We start from the raw sequence: 14,916 nt of genomic DNA, 5'->3' as shown, positions 1-14,916 counted from the left end.
ATTGTAGGAAAGGGGGGTTACCTTTTGTTGAAACGAAAAAAAATGAGACTTCGAAAAGGGCCGCTTCCGTTTCGATACGTTGTGCTGATTTCTTTTACTCTTTTTGTACTTATCACACTTCAAGGATTGTGGCTGGTAGACCGGGGAATCGAGCCTACTTTGATACATGTCGCTCAAAGAAAAACAGAAGAGATCGCATCCTTGGCGATAAATGAAGCCATTATTAATAAATTGTTCGATTCTATTGATATGCAGGATATTCTAATCTCTAAAGAAGACAAGGATGGCAATATTGTTTATGCCGGAGTAAACCAAAAAATAGTTAACAACGTTCAAAACCAATCGGCAATCGTTGTCCAAGAGTTTTTAAAAGAAATCGAAAAAGGACGTATCCCTGAGAGTATTGCTGCATCAGAAGATCTTAATCTGAAAACCAGTCACTCTAATGAACCAGGAGTAATTATGGAAATACCTTTAGGGCAAGCCACTGAAAACTCCCTGCTCGCTAACCTGGGTCCTAAGATTCCGATTAAGTTTACGATCGTTGGCGATGTAAACACAGACATTGAAGAGAAAATTGAAACGGTGGGCATCAATAATACGTGGATCTCCATTAATATCATCGTAACGGTAAAGGCCAAAGTAGTTATTCCGTTTGCTACTGAAACAGCTACAGTGACGAGACCCATTCAGATCATGGGGCAGTTTATTCCTGGAGAAGTACCGATTTACTATAATCAATCAGGAGATCCTATTCAGCCGGCACTCCCGATCGATCCTAATATTAAGGAAAAGGAAGATGCTAAAAAGAAGAAGGAAGATAGTGCAGAGGCAGTAGAGGAAACTGCTGCAGATGATGTTGCAGAAGAATCAGCTGAATAAAAGTTTTCCTTAAATTAACAACTCCTTTCAGGGTTGACCAATAAGTGAACTTTGTTATAATGAAAAGTGAATTTTAAATTTTATATGTCTTTAAGCCTATCACCGATGGGGTAGAGGAGCGGATTTTAAGAGTACTTTTTCAGAGAGTGACGTCTGTGAAGAAAAAGGAAAGGAACTTCCGCCGAAGCAAAATAAAACGGTCTGTTTATTTTTGCTGGGTTTACACTAAACAAGTGTAAAACTGTCACTGCGAGGGTAACTACGCAGTGGAGGACTACTGATCGATGAGGAAAACCATAAATTACTTAAGTGATTGATAGCAGGTTATTTCCTTGTCTATTGATCGCTTTTTATTTTGTCTTTTTTTCCTCAGCGTCCTGTATAAACTCCTCAAATGGATGGCTAAATACAAGAAGGAGGAACATTATGGAATTTGAGAATTCGATTTATTCATTAATACCGCCAGTGTTAGCCATATTAATGGTTATTTTAACTAGGCAAGTACTTATCTCGCTTGGGGCGGGGATTGTTGCAGGTGCATTACTGCTTCATGACTTTAATTTTGGAGCAACATTGAAAGAGATTGGAACGATTATTAAAGGGCATTTTATTTCAGATGGAGCCCTGAACGAATGGAACGTCTATATTTTATTGTTCCTATTGATCTTAGGAATGATGACTAGCATTATCTCCATGGCCGGCGGAAGCCGTGCATTTGGAGAATGGGCGATCTCGAGAGTTAAGACTAGACGAGGGGCTCAAATTTTGACAGTAGTTTTTGGTCTAGTCATTTTTATCGATGACTATTTCAACTCATTAGCTGTCGGAAATGTAAGCAGACCTATTACGGATCGCCACAGAATTTCACGTGCTAAGCTTGCTTATTACTTAGATTCAACGGCTGCACCTGTTTGTGTCATCTCTCCGGTATCAAGCTGGGGCGCTTATATTATCGGTATTATTGGAACGATTTTAGCAACTCATGAGATCACAAATATTTCAGCTTTTAGTGCTTTTATTCAAATGATTCCAATGAATTTTTATGCAGTTTTTGCACTTATTTTAGTTTTTGCAGTTGCTTATTTTCAATTGGATTTTGGTCCAATGAAACAACATGAACAGCGTGCTCTAGCTACTGGAGAAGTCATTGATCCAGAGAAAAAAGGAGCAATTGGTGAAGGCATTAAGCTTGAAGAAAGTGATAAAGGAAAAGTTGGTGACCTTGTGTGGCCGATCGTTCTTTTAATTGTTGCAACAGTTGGTTTTATGTTCTATACAGGGATTGAAAATGTAAAAGGTCTAGAAGAACCTACTAAGGTTACTCTCCTATCCATTTTTGAAAATACAGATGTACCAAAATCACTGCTTTATGGGGGATTAATCGGTTTAGCAGCTGCGATCCTTTTCTTCTTGCCTAAAAAGATGGGTGCTTCTGCTTTAGGAAGAGGATTGGGCAGAGGTATTCAATCAATGATGGGTGCTGTAACGATTTTAATTTTTGCGTGGACGATTATTTCAGTCATCGATGGTCTCGGAACAGGAAAATATTTAGCTGGATTAGTGGATCAGCATATGAACCTTGCTTATCTGCCACTTGTATTATTTGTTTTATCAGGTCTTATGGCCTTTGCGACAGGTACATCTTGGGGAACATTCGGTGTAATGCTTCCTATTGCTGCAGAGATTGCAGCTTCTACAAATGTCGAACTAATGCTGCCTGTATTAGCTGCAGTACTTGCTGGATCAGTATTTGGAGACCATTGTTCACCAATTTCAGATACGACCATTCTTTCATCAACCGGAGCAGGAAGCCATCATATTGATCACGTGATGACGCAGCTTCCTTATAGCTTGTTGGCTGCAGGAATCTCGGCTATTGGTTATTTGGCTCTTGGTTTAACTGAGAGTGTCTGGATAGGATTATTAGCTTCAACAGCGGTATTTGCTGTTGCATTAGTCCTACTAAAGAAATGGTTGGGTAAAAATCATGTAAATGAGAATACATTTAAAGCTTAAAATGGAAGTGCCCGGTTTTAAACCGGGCATTTTTTCTTATATTTATACGACTTGTTTCCCTATATTACGACAAAATTACTAAAAACACTTTGACAGGATTCATTTAATTGTAATATACTAAACCCAGAATAGTCAGAAAAAAGTAACAATTGTAAAATTTTTGACTTTATCAAAAAGGGGGAAACAACGATGGAAGATCGGCAACAATGGGGAAGCCGCTACGGTTTTATTTTAGCAGCGGTTGGTTCCGCGATCGGATTGGGTAACATCTGGAGATTTCCAGCTGTTGCTTATGAAAATGGTGGAGGAGCATTCTTTATCCCTTACTTAGTAGCACTATTAACGGCAGGTATTCCCTTATTGATCCTGGAGTTTACACTAGGACATAAGTATAGAGGATCGGCACCGCTTTCTTACTTCCGTCTTCACAAGAATGCGGAATGGCTTGGATGGTGGCAAGTTTTTGTAGCATTTGTCATTTCAACTTATTATGCGGTTATTATCGCATGGGCTTTAAAGTACTCCATCTACGGCTTGAATTTATCTTGGGGAGAAAAGCCATCTGACTTTTTCTACGGTGAGGTAATTAAGCTGAGTGCAACGCCTGGTGACATCGGCGGTTTGGTACCAGGAGTAGTGATTGCTCTCTTAATCGTCTGGGTTGTCACACTATTAGTACTTTATAAAGGTGTTTCCAAAGGTATTGAAAGGTTCAATAAAATTTTTATTCCTGCTTTAGTTATTATGTTTTTACTAATTGTTATCCGTGCAGTAACTCTTGATGGAGCTGCACAAGGATTGAACACTTTCTTCACACCAGATTGGAGTATGATCAATAACGGTAAGGTATGGGTAGCGGCTTACGGTCAAATTTTCTTCTCGTTATCTATTGCATTTGCAATCATGGTGACGTATTCAAGCTATCTTCCTAAAAAATCAGATATTAATAACAATGCTTTTATAACAGGTTTTGCAAACTCAGGTTTTGAACTTCTTGCAGGTATCGGAGTTTTCGCTGCATTAGGATTTATGGCTATGCAGCAAGGATTGCCAGTTGCAGACGTTGTAAAAGGCGGAATCGGACTAGCATTCGAAGTATTCCCTGCGATTATTAATGAGTTCCCGGGCGGTAATGCCTTCTTTGGTACAATGTTCTTCTTAACGCTTGTATTTGCGGGTATGACATCTCTAATCTCGATCGTAGAAACGTATGTTGCAGCATTACAAGATAAGTTTGGTATCTCCAGAACAAAAGCTGTCCTTATGGGCGGTGGTGTAGCCTCTGTTATTTCATTGCTTTTCGCTACAAAAGGCGGATTATATATGCTTGATATCACAGACTACTTTATCAACAACTTCGGTATTACATTGGCAGGTCTTGCAGAAGTAGTTCTTATAGCTTGGTTCTTCAAGCAGCTTAAGGGACTTCAGGACCATGCGAACGGTATTTCTGATCTAAGAACTGGCATGTGGTGGAAAGTTTGTCTTGGTGTTATTACACCGATCCTTCTTGGCTACATGATGTATGATAACATCAGACAAAATATTGCTGAAAACTATGGCGGATATCCTACTGGATTAGTCGTAACATATGGTTTAGCAGTTGCTGTTGGCGTTATCGTCCTCGGATTCCTGCTAAGTTTAGTGAAATGGAAAACAAATGCTGTACAAGAGAAAAGGGAGGTCAGCTGATATGACAGGCAGTGCGATTGCAATGATGGTTATCGGCATGGTGATCCTTTGGGGTGGCTTGCTGGCTAGTATAGCAAATGTGGTACGTGTTTCTAGAAAAAAATAAGAAAAAAAGCTGATTTCTCGTATGAGGAATCAGCTTTTTTACATATTAAGATCATAAATCAGAGCGAAGCTCGAGATTTATGCTCGCCATACGGAATTTATGATGTGTTCAACTGAACGAAAAAGAAGCTGCCCCCAGCTTCTTTTTTACCTTCTTCTGCTATCTATTCTTTCCTGTCGTTCCCATGCTTTTAAATAAGGATACGGATCAAATGCCCACTCGGTAACCCCGTTATCTCGGTACATCCCAAAATGAAGATGTGGCGGAAACTTTCCGGACGTCCCTGGAGGACCGTATCCCGTACTGCCTACGTAGCCAAGTACTGTACCCGGTTCTACGATCGAACCTTTTTCAATGCTTTTATTAAAACTCCCTAAATGTGCGTAGTAATGATACACGTTATTAATATCACGAATCCCGATTCTCCATCCGCCAAAGCGGTTCCATCCTTTAACTTCTACGACTCCATACGAGACAGCTTTTACAGGAACACCATAATCAGCAAAAATATCCGTTCCTTCATGGATACGAAGTCCGCCAAAACCACGGCGGTCACCCCAAGTGCTTCGATAGCTGTAGTTGGATCTTAAAGGCACAATAAAGCTATGTTTATCTAAAGAAACAGTACCATATGTCTCATAGATCTTTGCGTTTTCCATAATGATATCCACGGCTTTGTCTCTTTGATAATAACTCCAAAGCCCGATTCGGAAATTTTCAATATCGTGACCATGTTCTTGGATGATATCAGCGAATGTAAACAGAATATCTTCATCGTTGTTACGATCAGCAATTCCATCATTGTTGCCGTCTTTTCCTATTCCCCCAAACATGGCAATTCGCTCAGGGTTTGTATCATCCATTATTGGATTGATTGGTCCTGACCATTGAATAGGGGAAAAGTATATGCCCACAAGACCTTTTCTTGCCGGAAGGTCTCTTCTGGCTTTTCGGACGCTTCTTTCATACTGGTCGACACCGGCAAAATAATGCCATGGAATAAGTGTGACTGACTCCATCTTTTTATAAATGCTCAGCCTGTCAACATCTTCTTTTGTAAATCGCTCGGCTGCCTCGCTGCTTCTTTCGGGAAGAAAGGTCATTAGAAGGGCTGCCAGAGTGAGGAACAGGACTGTGAATTTCCTCATACGTCCCAAACCACTCCTTTCTCTCATTTACCATTAGTTTGTTGAACTTACAAAAAAACATGAAGGAAAAATGTTGGAAAAAACTCATGTTTGGACTTTTGGCTGTCATATGGTAGAGTATTGATGGGAATATTGTTTAAATCTAAACAAAAATGTGACTTTCAGACCAAGAAAATTTGGGGTGATGATGATGGCAAAGAAAGAAGAATATGTACGTAAACCGGAATGGTTGAAAATAAAGCTAAACACGAACGAGAATTATAAAGAACTTAAGAAGATGATGCGTGAAAAGAAGCTACATACCGTTTGTGAAGAAGCGAAATGTCCTAACATTCATGAGTGTTGGGCTGTCCGTAAAACAGCAACATTCATGATCTTAGGAGACATCTGTACCCGAGCTTGCCGTTTTTGTGCCGTGAAAACTGGCTTACCTACAGAATTAGATCTTCAAGAACCAGAACGTGTTGCTGAATCAGTAGAGCAAATGGGGCTTAAACACGTAGTTATAACGGCTGTTGCCCGTGATGATCTAAAAGACGGCGGAGCACATGTCTTCGCAGAAACTGTACGTGCAGTACGCGCACGAAATCCATTCTGTTCAATCGAAGTTCTTCCATCGGATATGCTGGGAGACATTGATGCACTGAAAACATTAATGGATGCAAAACCTGATATTATGAACCACAACATTGAAACAGTAAGACGACTTTCTCCAAGAGTTCGTGCACGTGCTACTTATGATCGAACAATGGAATTCTTGCGCCGCGCAAAAGAAATGAATGCAAACATTCCAACTAAATCAAGCCTTATGATCGGACTTGGTGAAACATGGGAAGAGATCATCGAAACAATGGATGATCTGCGTGCAAACAACGTGGATATCATGACTATCGGTCAATATTTACAGCCAACGAAGAAACATTTAAAAGTACAAAAGTATTATACACCTGAAGAGTTTAAAGAGCTTCGTGATATTGCCTTCAGCAAAGGATTTAAACATTGTGAATCCGGTCCGCTCGTGCGTTCTTCTTATCACGCGGATGAACAAGTAAATGCCGCAGCTCAAAACATCTAACACAAAAAGACCAGAAGCAAAAATCTGCTTCTGGTTTTTATTTTCCTTCCATTTCACCGCGCATTGGATTTGTTTCACCATTCATTTCTCCGTTTTCATTTTCTCCGTAGTTCCATTTCTTACCCTGTGGAGATTTCTTCATTTCCTGAATCAGGCGGTCGATGATTCCTTCAATGTCCTCTGTATCGTTATTTAAAGATTGATACTGTTCAATTTTATCAATCATGCCTTTTTCATCACTCACATATACGTGATAATATCTTGGAACAACAGAGAATCCAGTCATTTTAACCTGGTCAGCTGCAGCAACTCTGTCTTTGTTCGTCGTCTTATATCCGATTAATACTTCTTCATCCGTCACTAGGGTCCCTACATCTTTTATGTCAGGAAGCTGAAGAACCATGTCTGAGATCATATCTGCAAGTTTTTGACGATTTAAGTAAGGTACAGCATTTCCTGTTTTAACTCTGTCCCCGGACATATGGCGCATATATCCAAAATCCCCGTAATTCTTGTTGTTGCCAATCCGATTTTCATCTTTAACATTTGTTTTTGAAAATTTATATTCCTGACCCATTTTCTTTTGATCACCGCCGCCGCATGCAGAGAGAACGATGACTAAACATAAAAACACTCCTAATTTTTTCACAGGTGTTTTCACCTCCTTATTCTTTAGAATGACCTTAAACGTAAATAGTTTACAAAGAAATTGTTGGCTGTTAATGGGCGAAACATGGTAAAATAAGTATCAGGAAATGAGGTGAAGCATTTTTGATTACAGTTGGTAATTATTCCTATGAAGTGATTGAAGATGTACGGGAAGCCTTTAATGAGGAACAATTTAAAGCGCGCTATAGTGAAATTTTACATAAATACGATTATATTGTTGGTGACCTCGGTTACGAGCAACTTCGTTTGCGTGGTTTTTTTGAAGATAATCACGAAAAGGCTACGTTCGATACGAAAATCAGTACTTTGCCGGAATACATTTATGAGTATTGCAATTTCGGATGCCCGTATTTTGTGTTGAAAAAAGTAAACCCCTGAGAATTCAGGGGTTTTTTCTTTGCTTATGAGCCGCGAGAATCATCATAAGGCTGTTCAGAATGAGATTCTGGGTCATCGTGGGTTGGATGCGCGCCAGGATCATGTCTTTCAAGACCTTCGTGCAAGGTTTTATTTTCGTAGTTAAAAGCACTATAGTAACGCTGCTCTTCTCTCCACGGAGTTGATTTACCTAAAGCCCGCTTTATCGGGGAACCGTATGGACCTTCAGGCAAATCTTCAGGAAGCACATAGTTGCGACCGGTCTCTACATTCGAAAAATCAGTGTACTGCTCTTTCTCTTTTTCGAACAAAAAAACCATCCTCTCGGGCCAGTTTAGGATAAAGGAAATCTCTATCCTTACTTTAAAGTCTTTCCCGTAGAAGATGATTCTTGCTTGGTACATTTTGAGTAAAACCTTACTTGTGAAGTAGTTGATTTCCGTTCCAAGTTGCTCGCTTTCCACGGGGCGTGCGGTGAGCCTCCTGCCGCTTTGCGCCATCAGGAGTCTCCACCTGACCGCTCGTCCCGTAGGAGTCTCGCACTTTGCACTCCAATCAACTTGCATAGATGCTTTTTACAAAACTAAAAGCAACAACCTTTAATATAACTAAAGATGCTGCTTCAAGGTATTTAGTAATATTCTTCCTTGAAAAATTAATTGAAGAGGAAGGGCGAGACTCCTGCAGGATGAGTGGGACAGATGAGACCAATCAATGTCGCTAAGCGACGATTGGGCTCATCGCACACCCTGAGGAAAGCGAGCCCTGCAACGGAAATTAATCTCATTCAAGAGCAACAAAGATTCCCCAAAAAGTCTTTAAATAACCTCCGCTAAAAATTCACGGAGCTCCATAGCATCCTCTTCCGTTAAGTTAAAAGCATGCTCCAAATAGCCTTCTTCTTCTAAATCATCCTGTCCAATAATGGCAAAGTGACTGCCAAGCATATTCAGCACAAGTGATTTTCCGTAATGACGGCTTGTTTTCGTAATAGCTAAATCGAATCGTGTATTTTTCCCCATAAAGCTTACAAAGCGGGTTTCCGTTTTTTCTGTATCGTCATACAAGAAAAATCTTTCATCTGACATGTATGAAGCCTCCTCAAAGTTCTTAGCGATAATTTTCATTTTTAGGATAAATGAATTCTCTTCTTTTATGTTACACTTTACTTGAGAAACTTACAAAAGGTGATGACTATGTATTTTGTTGACCGCAAGAAAATCAACGAGCATTTAGTGTATATGAATGAATTAATAACAACATTTGAAACAATGTCTTTTCCAGAAAATCGTATTGAAGTTCTTGCTGTAGAACGAATGGGACATATGCTTATTGAATCCATGATGGACGTTGGAAATATGATCATCGACGGGTTTATTATGCGTGACCCAGGCAGCTTTGAAGACATCTTGGATATTCTTATTGATGAGAAAGTATTGCCGAATGAAGAAGCAGCTTCTTTAAAAAATGTAGTGAACCTGCGTAAATCGCTTGTTCAAGATTATCCGCAATCAGATGTTGAACTAACATACAATACGATAAAAAAATATATACCGGAACTGTCAGCTTTTCCAGCTCATGTTAAGCGTTATTTAGAAGAAGAATTAGGACCAGTGTCTGCATTTTTGCCGGAATAAATGAGAGAGAAAATAGTTTTTATACATTTTTATTTAAAAATGTACGTTTTCTACTATTTACGGTAAAATGGTAAAAAAGGATGGTGATGACTGTGAAGAATCACACCTCAACACGTGATGAGATCATCTATCTTTTAAAAAGAAATAAGCGGATGACTGTTACGGAAATGGCTAAATCCCTTGGAATTACAGAAATGGCTGTTAGACGGCACCTCAATACATTGGAGAGGGACCACGTTATTGAAACAACGCTTGTACGTCAAGCCATGGGAAGACCAATCCATTTTTATCATTTGACAGCAAGCGGTGATGAACAATTCCCGCGAAACTATTCCGGATTGACCGTTGAGTTTTTAAAAGATATCGAAGAGCTGAGTGGAGCTGAAACGGTAGATGGCTTGTTTAAAAGACGTGAAAACCGACTGCAGGATAAATATAAAGAACGTATGAACAGCCTGACTCAGTTTGAGCAAAAAGTAAACGAACTTGCTAACATTCAAAATGAAGCAGGTTATATGGTGGATTGGCAAAAAGGTGAGGATCCCGATACTTATGTGCTGACTGAGTATAATTGTCCGATCGCTATGGTAGCCAATGAATATCAGCAAGCTTGTTCATGTGAACTGTCTTTGTTTAAAAGAATGCTTCAAACTGATGACATTGAACGGAAGACATGTATGGCAAAAGGCGGCGATTATTGCTGTTATGTCATTAAAGAAAAAAGAGCTGCATCTGAAGTATAACCTGCTTCAGGTGTGTTTTTTTTGGGTAATGGGCAGAATGATAAATGTACATAAAGGAGAGAAATGAATGAAAGCATATAAAGGATTTTTGATTGATTTAGATGGCACGATGTACAGAGGAACGGAAAGAATCCATGAAGCGGTTGAATTTGTTAAGAAGCTGAACGAACTTAATCTGCCATATTTATTTGTTACGAATAACTCATCGAAAACCAAGAAGCAAGTTGCAGAAGTATTGAAAGATTTTGATATACCTGCTTCATCTGACCATGTTTTTACTTCGAGCATGGCAACAGCCAGCTATATATCTAATCTAAAAGAAAGTGCGACGGTTTATTGTATTGGTGAGGACGGCATTAGGGAAGCTCTTACGGAAAAGGGCTTAAAGCTAGTGGATGAAAATCCAGACTATGTTGTAACTGGCATCGATCGCTCTATAACATATGAGAAACTGGCTAAAGCTTGTCTTGCGGTTAGAAACGGGGCTATATTTATCTCAACCAATGGAGATATTGCGCTTCCTACAGAAAGAGGACTTCTGCCTGGCAATGGTTCACTGACTTCTGTTATCACGGTTTCAACGCAGACCGATCCTGTTTTTATCGGAAAACCAGAGCCGATTATTATGGAGATGGCACTTGAAACATTAGGAACTAAAAAAGAAGAAACACTCATGATCGGAGATAACTACCAAACCGATATTTTAGCAGGGATTCGGACAGGTCTGGACACCCTTCTCGTTCATACAGGGGTAACAACTAAAAAACACCTCGAAGATATCGATATCCATCCAACGTACACGGTTGATGGTTTAGATGAGTGGGAGATTAAATAAAAAAAGGCTTAAGGGCAAAAGAGTATCTCTCTTGTTCTTAAGCCTTATTATTATTCTGTGTTTGCAGCCCTGTGCGCGAGACGGCTGGATGCCGCTGCTGCGATTGCACCAACTATATCATCTAAAAACGTGTGAACTTTGCCAGTAGACTTATCGTTTAATTTTTCTAAAATTCCCGGTTTTTGTTTGTCGATGAACCCATAGTTCGTAAATCCGATCGATCCATATATATTTACTATAGAAAGTGCAATAATCTCATCAATTCCATAGAGACTTTCATCTCTAGCTAATATTTCTTGAAGAGGCTGTTCTAACTTCTTTTCTTCAGCAAGTACATCAAGTCCAATGCCTGTTAAAATAGCATTTTGAACTTCACGCTTTGCAATAACCCTTTCAACATTTTCTCTGCATACATCCATTTTTAAGTCAGGATGGTAGGGGACTTGGAGAAAATAAACGAGTTCAGCTATATCGTTTACCGTAACGCCCCGTTCATTCAGCAGTTTGCGTGCTGTTTCTTCGACATTTTCCACTTTTTTATTTTGCATCCCTGTACTCCTTTTCTCTGTAGTCTCCTTAGCTTTGTATAGTATATGTTTTGACGATAAAGTTATGAATTTATCAAAAAAAGCTAACCACTTCGCCTATATGGGCATACAATGGTGTATCCATATATGCGGATGTTATTGATCTTGCAGCCGCTGGAAAGCTGATAGGTGGGGGGATCGCCTTTGTTTGAAAGAGATATTTTTCATCATTATCAACTTGTTTGTGAAGACAGACGATCGGAAGCCGGGTACCGGACATTTACCTGCAAAGGAGACCAGTATATAGTTATTCCTCAGCAGCAGATGACATATGAAAAATTGCAGGAAATGATATTCATCAGTGATTTATTGCAGCAGCGTGGAGAGAGCAACTTGCCTGTACTCCATCCAACGATTTCAAACATGCCTAGTGCATATGTAGATGGAGAATCCGTAATTATTTTCAAAAAGTCTCATAAGAAAGAAGAACAGCGAAATGTTTCGTTAGGAATGGAACTGGCGGAATTTCACAAACGGGGTAAAGGACTCGAGCAATATTACCCGGTTCAGCAGGTTGCTTATGGGCAATGGCCGCTCTTATGGATGAACCGTGTGGATGAAATGCATAACACCTATGCTGAAGTGTCAGCAAGAAAACAAAAAAATGATTTTGACCATCTATTTTTAACGACTTTTCCTTATTATGAGGGACTTGCAGAGAATGCCATTCAGTACATCACAGATTATCAATTAGAGAGAGGACCAAAGGGAATCGGGTCAGCGGCAATCTGTTATGACCGTTTTAGTGAACGCTCCTGGCTGAGATCTTCAAATGGTTTTATTAAACTTCCTGTCGGCTGGGTGATTGACAGCCCGATGAGAGATGTAGCAGAATGCATCCGTGAAAAGATTTATCAGCCTGAGTTCAGAAGTGACGAAGTTTTAAATTTAATTGATGACTACGAAAAGGTAAAACCTCTGTCAAAAGGTGCATGGAGATTGTTGTATGGAAGACTCTTATTCCCTTCACAATATTTTGATACAGTTGAAGGCCATTATAAAAATGAGAGGGATATAGGAAAAGAATTATATGTACGCCGCTTTACTGACTTAATCTCGTATGAAAGACAGAATGAGTATTTTCTTAAAAGTTTTTTCAGGTCGATCGGTTTGCCTGTACGTGAATTAAATATTCCGATGGTTGATTGGCTCGTTCCAATGATCTGACGATAAAGGGCTCTCCTCAAGAGCTCTTTTTTGTTTTTTCTGTACTCACATGCGAAAATAAAAATAAGGAGTGAAAACGCATGCAAAAACCATATGTATATGTTACAAGAAAGCTGCCGGAAGAAACACTTAAGGCGTTAAAAGAAATTGCTGAAGTCGGTATGTGGCCGCATGAGGAGAAAGCCGTTCCTCGTGACGTACTTTTAAAGGAAGCACAAAAAGCTGAAGGGTTATTAACGATGTTGTCAGACAAAGTGGATGGTGAACTATTGGATAATGCCCCATCTTTGAAAGTTGTAGCTAACCTCGCAGTAGGCTATGACAATATTGATATCAACAAAGCAAAAGAGAATAACGTAACAGTATGCAATACACCAGATGTTCTGACCGAATCAACAGCTGATTTAGCCTTTTCATTAATCTTGGCGACAGCAAGACGTGTTGTGGAATCAGCCAACTACGTGAAAGAGGGAAAATGGAACAGTTGGGGTCCCTTATTGCTGGCAGGAGCTGATGTTCATCACAAGACGATCGGAATCGTAGGCATGGGGCGAATTGGTGAAGCGGTAGCGAGACGTGCAAAGGGATTCGATATGAACATCTTGTATCATAACCGAAATCGCAAACCTGAAGCCGAGAGAAATCTCGATGCCGAATATAAAGACTTTTACGATCTTTTGAAGGACTCTGATTTTGTTGTTTGTCTCGCTCCGCTTACCTTTGAGACGAAAGGCATGTTTAACAGGGAAGCATTTCAGGCGATGAAAAACAGCGCAATTTTTATTAATGCTGGACGTGGAGCATCAGTGGATGAAGAAGCATTGGTAGATGCTCTTCAAAACGGTACGATAGCTGGAGCTGGATTAGATGTTTTTGAAAAAGAACCAATTGCTTTGGATCATCCTCTCTTAAAGATGAATCAAGTTGTGGCTTTGCCTCACATTGGAAGTGCAAGTGTGGAAACGAGAATGAAGATGGCAGAGCTGGCTTGCCGCAACATCGCATCTATTTTAAATGGGAAAGCGGCTGAAACCCCTGTCAGCTAAGGAGGAAAACAAATGACAATCCGTCCTTTTGAAGGAAAAACAGCCATAATAACTGGAGCAAGCCGGTTGAATGGAATCGGGGCTGCAATCTGTTTACAGCTCGCTGAAAAAGGGGCAAATATCTTCTTTACTACATGGGGCACATATGACAAACAGATGCATGAAGGAAATTATCAAAGTGATCCAGATATTTTGGTTGAGAAGCTTCAAAATTTTGGCGTTCAAGCTGTATATAAAGAGATTGATCTAGCTGATTCGAACCAGTTTCCAAATCTCTTTAAATTGATCGAACAAAAACTTGGCTCGCCAAGTATTCTTGTTAATAATGCATGTTTTTCACAAAACCATTCTTGGGAAGAAACGACAAGCGAAATGCTGGACAAGCATTATGCCATAAATCTTCGCGCGACTTCCCTTTTAAGTGTGGAATTCGCAAAACGTTTTCAAGGAACAAAAGGAAGCATCATTCATCTGACTTCTGGCCAGTCAAAGGGTCCGATGACAGGTGAACTGGCGTATGCCGCTACTAAAGGTGCGATTGAAGCTTTAACGGTAACGATGGCTGCGGAACTAGGATCTAAAGGAATTACAGTCAATGCTGTTAATCCTGGACCGACCGATACCGGATGGATGACTGAGGACTTGCAAAAAGTCTTATTGCCGAAGTTTCCTTTAGGAAGAATCGGCAAACCAGAAGATGCAGCAAGGCTGATCGCATTTTTAGCTTCACCAGAAGGCGAATGGATTACCGGACAAATCATCCATTCTGAAGGCGGATTTTTAAGACAATAAAAGTATTTTAAGTAAAGCTGCTTAAGTTAGGTGTTAGATTACCTAACTTAAGCAGTTTTTTTATTATTGGAAACTGTACTTGGCGCAGCAACGAAAACACCCTCTTTTTACAGAAATAAAAAAGTGAATTTTATAATTAATTA

17 protein-coding genes and 1 riboswitch are annotated in these 14,916 nt (G+C 39.8%); of the genes, 12 read left to right on the top strand and 5 right to left on the bottom strand.

Annotated features, from left to right (window positions below; genetic code table 11):
• Positions 1 to 24: 24 nt before the first annotated feature.
• The 4 genes from yunB to UN64_RS20420 all read left to right on the top strand — a co-directional run bounded on the left by yunB (position 25) and on the right by UN64_RS20420 (position 4,696).
• Positions 25 to 882: a sporulation protein YunB gene (yunB, locus tag UN64_RS02800; protein WP_077359571.1), complete on the top strand. Its 858-nt coding sequence runs from the start codon at positions 25 to 27 to the stop codon at positions 880 to 882.
• Positions 883 to 985: 103 nt separating this feature from the next.
• A riboswitch (Lysine riboswitch) is annotated at positions 986 to 1,167 on the top strand.
• A gap of 141 nt (positions 1,168 to 1,308) precedes the next feature.
• Positions 1,309 to 2,898, top strand: a complete 1,590-nt coding sequence (locus UN64_RS02795) for a Na+/H+ antiporter NhaC family protein (RefSeq protein ID WP_139343004.1) — start codon at positions 1,309 to 1,311, stop codon at positions 2,896 to 2,898.
• Positions 2,899 to 3,087: 189 nt separating this feature from the next.
• Positions 3,088 to 4,590, top strand: coding sequence for a sodium-dependent transporter (locus UN64_RS02790; protein ID WP_077359570.1), 1,503 nt, complete (start codon positions 3,088 to 3,090; stop codon positions 4,588 to 4,590).
• A 1-nt stretch (position 4,591) separates the two neighbouring features.
• On the top strand, positions 4,592 to 4,696 hold the full coding sequence (locus UN64_RS20420; protein ID WP_130294114.1) for a methionine/alanine import family NSS transporter small subunit: 105 nt from the start codon (positions 4,592 to 4,594) through the stop codon (positions 4,694 to 4,696).
• Between the two features lie 146 nt (positions 4,697 to 4,842).
• On the opposite strand, the gene UN64_RS02785 is transcribed toward UN64_RS20420, so the two are convergent.
• Positions 4,843 to 5,844, bottom strand: coding sequence for a M23 family metallopeptidase (locus UN64_RS02785; RefSeq protein ID WP_077359569.1), 1,002 nt, complete (start codon positions 5,842 to 5,844; stop codon positions 4,843 to 4,845).
• Between the two features lie 190 nt (positions 5,845 to 6,034).
• Between UN64_RS02785 and lipA the strand changes: the two genes are divergently transcribed.
• Positions 6,035 to 6,919: a lipoyl synthase gene (lipA, locus tag UN64_RS02780; RefSeq protein WP_077359568.1), complete on the top strand. Its 885-nt coding sequence runs from the start codon at positions 6,035 to 6,037 to the stop codon at positions 6,917 to 6,919.
• A 37-nt stretch (positions 6,920 to 6,956) separates the two neighbouring features.
• On the opposite strand, the gene UN64_RS02775 is transcribed toward lipA, so the two are convergent.
• Complete coding sequence (locus UN64_RS02775; protein WP_077359567.1) at positions 6,957 to 7,568, bottom strand: YhcN/YlaJ family sporulation lipoprotein; 612 nt, start codon at positions 7,566 to 7,568, stop codon at positions 6,957 to 6,959.
• Positions 7,569 to 7,690: 122 nt separating this feature from the next.
• Here UN64_RS02775 and UN64_RS02770 point away from each other — a divergent pair, with 122 nt between their 5' ends.
• Positions 7,691 to 7,966, top strand: a complete 276-nt coding sequence (locus tag UN64_RS02770; protein ID WP_077359566.1) for a YutD family protein — start codon at positions 7,691 to 7,693, stop codon at positions 7,964 to 7,966.
• Between the two features lie 23 nt (positions 7,967 to 7,989).
• Here the strand turns inward: UN64_RS02770 and UN64_RS02765 are convergent, their stop codons facing one another.
• Positions 7,990 to 8,286, bottom strand: coding sequence for a hypothetical protein (locus tag UN64_RS02765; protein ID WP_171978818.1), 297 nt, complete (start codon positions 8,284 to 8,286; stop codon positions 7,990 to 7,992).
• Between the two features lie 498 nt (positions 8,287 to 8,784).
• Complete coding sequence (locus UN64_RS02760; RefSeq protein ID WP_077359565.1) at positions 8,785 to 9,054, bottom strand: DUF3055 domain-containing protein; 270 nt, start codon at positions 9,052 to 9,054, stop codon at positions 8,785 to 8,787.
• A 108-nt stretch (positions 9,055 to 9,162) separates the two neighbouring features.
• On the opposite strand from UN64_RS02760, the gene UN64_RS02755 reads away from it, so the two are divergent.
• The 3 genes from UN64_RS02755 (at position 9,163) to UN64_RS02745 (ending at position 11,181) form a co-directional block, all read left to right on the top strand.
• On the top strand, positions 9,163 to 9,603 hold the full coding sequence (locus tag UN64_RS02755; RefSeq protein WP_077359564.1) for a DUF86 domain-containing protein: 441 nt from the start codon (positions 9,163 to 9,165) through the stop codon (positions 9,601 to 9,603).
• Positions 9,604 to 9,689: 86 nt separating this feature from the next.
• Entirely contained in the window at positions 9,690 to 10,346 is a 657-nt protein-coding gene (locus UN64_RS02750; RefSeq protein WP_245801944.1) for a helix-turn-helix transcriptional regulator, read from the top strand.
• A gap of 67 nt (positions 10,347 to 10,413) precedes the next feature.
• Complete coding sequence (locus tag UN64_RS02745) at positions 10,414 to 11,181, top strand: TIGR01457 family HAD-type hydrolase (RefSeq protein WP_077359562.1); 768 nt, start codon at positions 10,414 to 10,416, stop codon at positions 11,179 to 11,181.
• Positions 11,182 to 11,231: 50 nt separating this feature from the next.
• On the opposite strand, the gene UN64_RS02740 is transcribed toward UN64_RS02745, so the two are convergent.
• On the bottom strand, positions 11,232 to 11,729 hold the full coding sequence (locus UN64_RS02740; RefSeq protein ID WP_171978779.1) for a phosphatidylglycerophosphatase A family protein: 498 nt from the start codon (positions 11,727 to 11,729) through the stop codon (positions 11,232 to 11,234).
• Positions 11,730 to 11,912: 183 nt separating this feature from the next.
• On the opposite strand from UN64_RS02740, the gene yutH reads away from it, so the two are divergent.
• From yutH to UN64_RS02725, 3 genes are all read left to right on the top strand, one after another.
• Entirely contained in the window at positions 11,913 to 12,935 is a 1,023-nt protein-coding gene (yutH, locus tag UN64_RS02735; RefSeq protein WP_171978778.1) for a spore coat putative kinase YutH, read from the top strand.
• Positions 12,936 to 13,015: 80 nt separating this feature from the next.
• Positions 13,016 to 13,981, top strand: a complete 966-nt coding sequence (locus UN64_RS02730) for a 2-hydroxyacid dehydrogenase (RefSeq protein ID WP_077359560.1) — start codon at positions 13,016 to 13,018, stop codon at positions 13,979 to 13,981.
• A 12-nt stretch (positions 13,982 to 13,993) separates the two neighbouring features.
• Positions 13,994 to 14,773, top strand: a complete 780-nt coding sequence (locus UN64_RS02725) for an SDR family oxidoreductase (protein ID WP_077359559.1) — start codon at positions 13,994 to 13,996, stop codon at positions 14,771 to 14,773.
• Positions 14,774 to 14,916 lie beyond the last annotated feature (143 nt).

The organism is Fictibacillus arsenicus, assembly GCF_001999465.1.
GTDB classification, from domain to species: domain Bacteria; phylum Bacillota; class Bacilli; order Bacillales; family Fictibacillaceae; genus Fictibacillus; species Fictibacillus arsenicus.
This window is presented reverse-complemented; position numbering and strand designations above follow the sequence as displayed.

Excerpts from the sequence above, each read along its gene's own strand:
- UN64_RS02795 (WP_139343004.1), top strand. The coding sequence starts at position 1,309 with ATGGAATTTGAGAATTCGATTTATTCATTAATACCGCCAGTGTTAGCC.
- UN64_RS02790 (WP_077359570.1), top strand. The coding sequence starts at position 3,088 with ATGGAAGATCGGCAACAATGGGGAAGCCGCTACGGTTTTATTTTAGCA.
- UN64_RS20420 (WP_130294114.1), top strand. The coding sequence starts at position 4,592 with ATGACAGGCAGTGCGATTGCAATGATGGTTATCGGCATGGTGATCCTT.
- UN64_RS02785 (WP_077359569.1), bottom strand. The coding sequence starts at position 5,844 with ATGAGGAAATTCACAGTCCTGTTCCTCACTCTGGCAGCCCTTCTAATG.
- lipA (WP_077359568.1), top strand. The coding sequence starts at position 6,035 with ATGGCAAAGAAAGAAGAATATGTACGTAAACCGGAATGGTTGAAAATA.
- UN64_RS02765 (WP_171978818.1), bottom strand. The coding sequence starts at position 8,286 with ATGGTTTTTTTGTTCGAAAAAGAGAAAGAGCAGTACACTGATTTTTCG.
- UN64_RS02760 (WP_077359565.1), bottom strand. The coding sequence starts at position 9,054 with ATGTCAGATGAAAGATTTTTCTTGTATGACGATACAGAAAAAACGGAA.
- UN64_RS02755 (WP_077359564.1), top strand. The coding sequence starts at position 9,163 with ATGTATTTTGTTGACCGCAAGAAAATCAACGAGCATTTAGTGTATATG.
- UN64_RS02750 (WP_245801944.1), top strand. The coding sequence starts at position 9,690 with ATGACTGTGAAGAATCACACCTCAACACGTGATGAGATCATCTATCTT.
- UN64_RS02745 (WP_077359562.1), top strand. The coding sequence starts at position 10,414 with ATGAAAGCATATAAAGGATTTTTGATTGATTTAGATGGCACGATGTAC.
- UN64_RS02740 (WP_171978779.1), bottom strand. The coding sequence starts at position 11,729 with ATGCAAAATAAAAAAGTGGAAAATGTCGAAGAAACAGCACGCAAACTG.
- UN64_RS02730 (WP_077359560.1), top strand. The coding sequence starts at position 13,016 with ATGCAAAAACCATATGTATATGTTACAAGAAAGCTGCCGGAAGAAACA.
- UN64_RS02725 (WP_077359559.1), top strand. The coding sequence starts at position 13,994 with ATGACAATCCGTCCTTTTGAAGGAAAAACAGCCATAATAACTGGAGCA.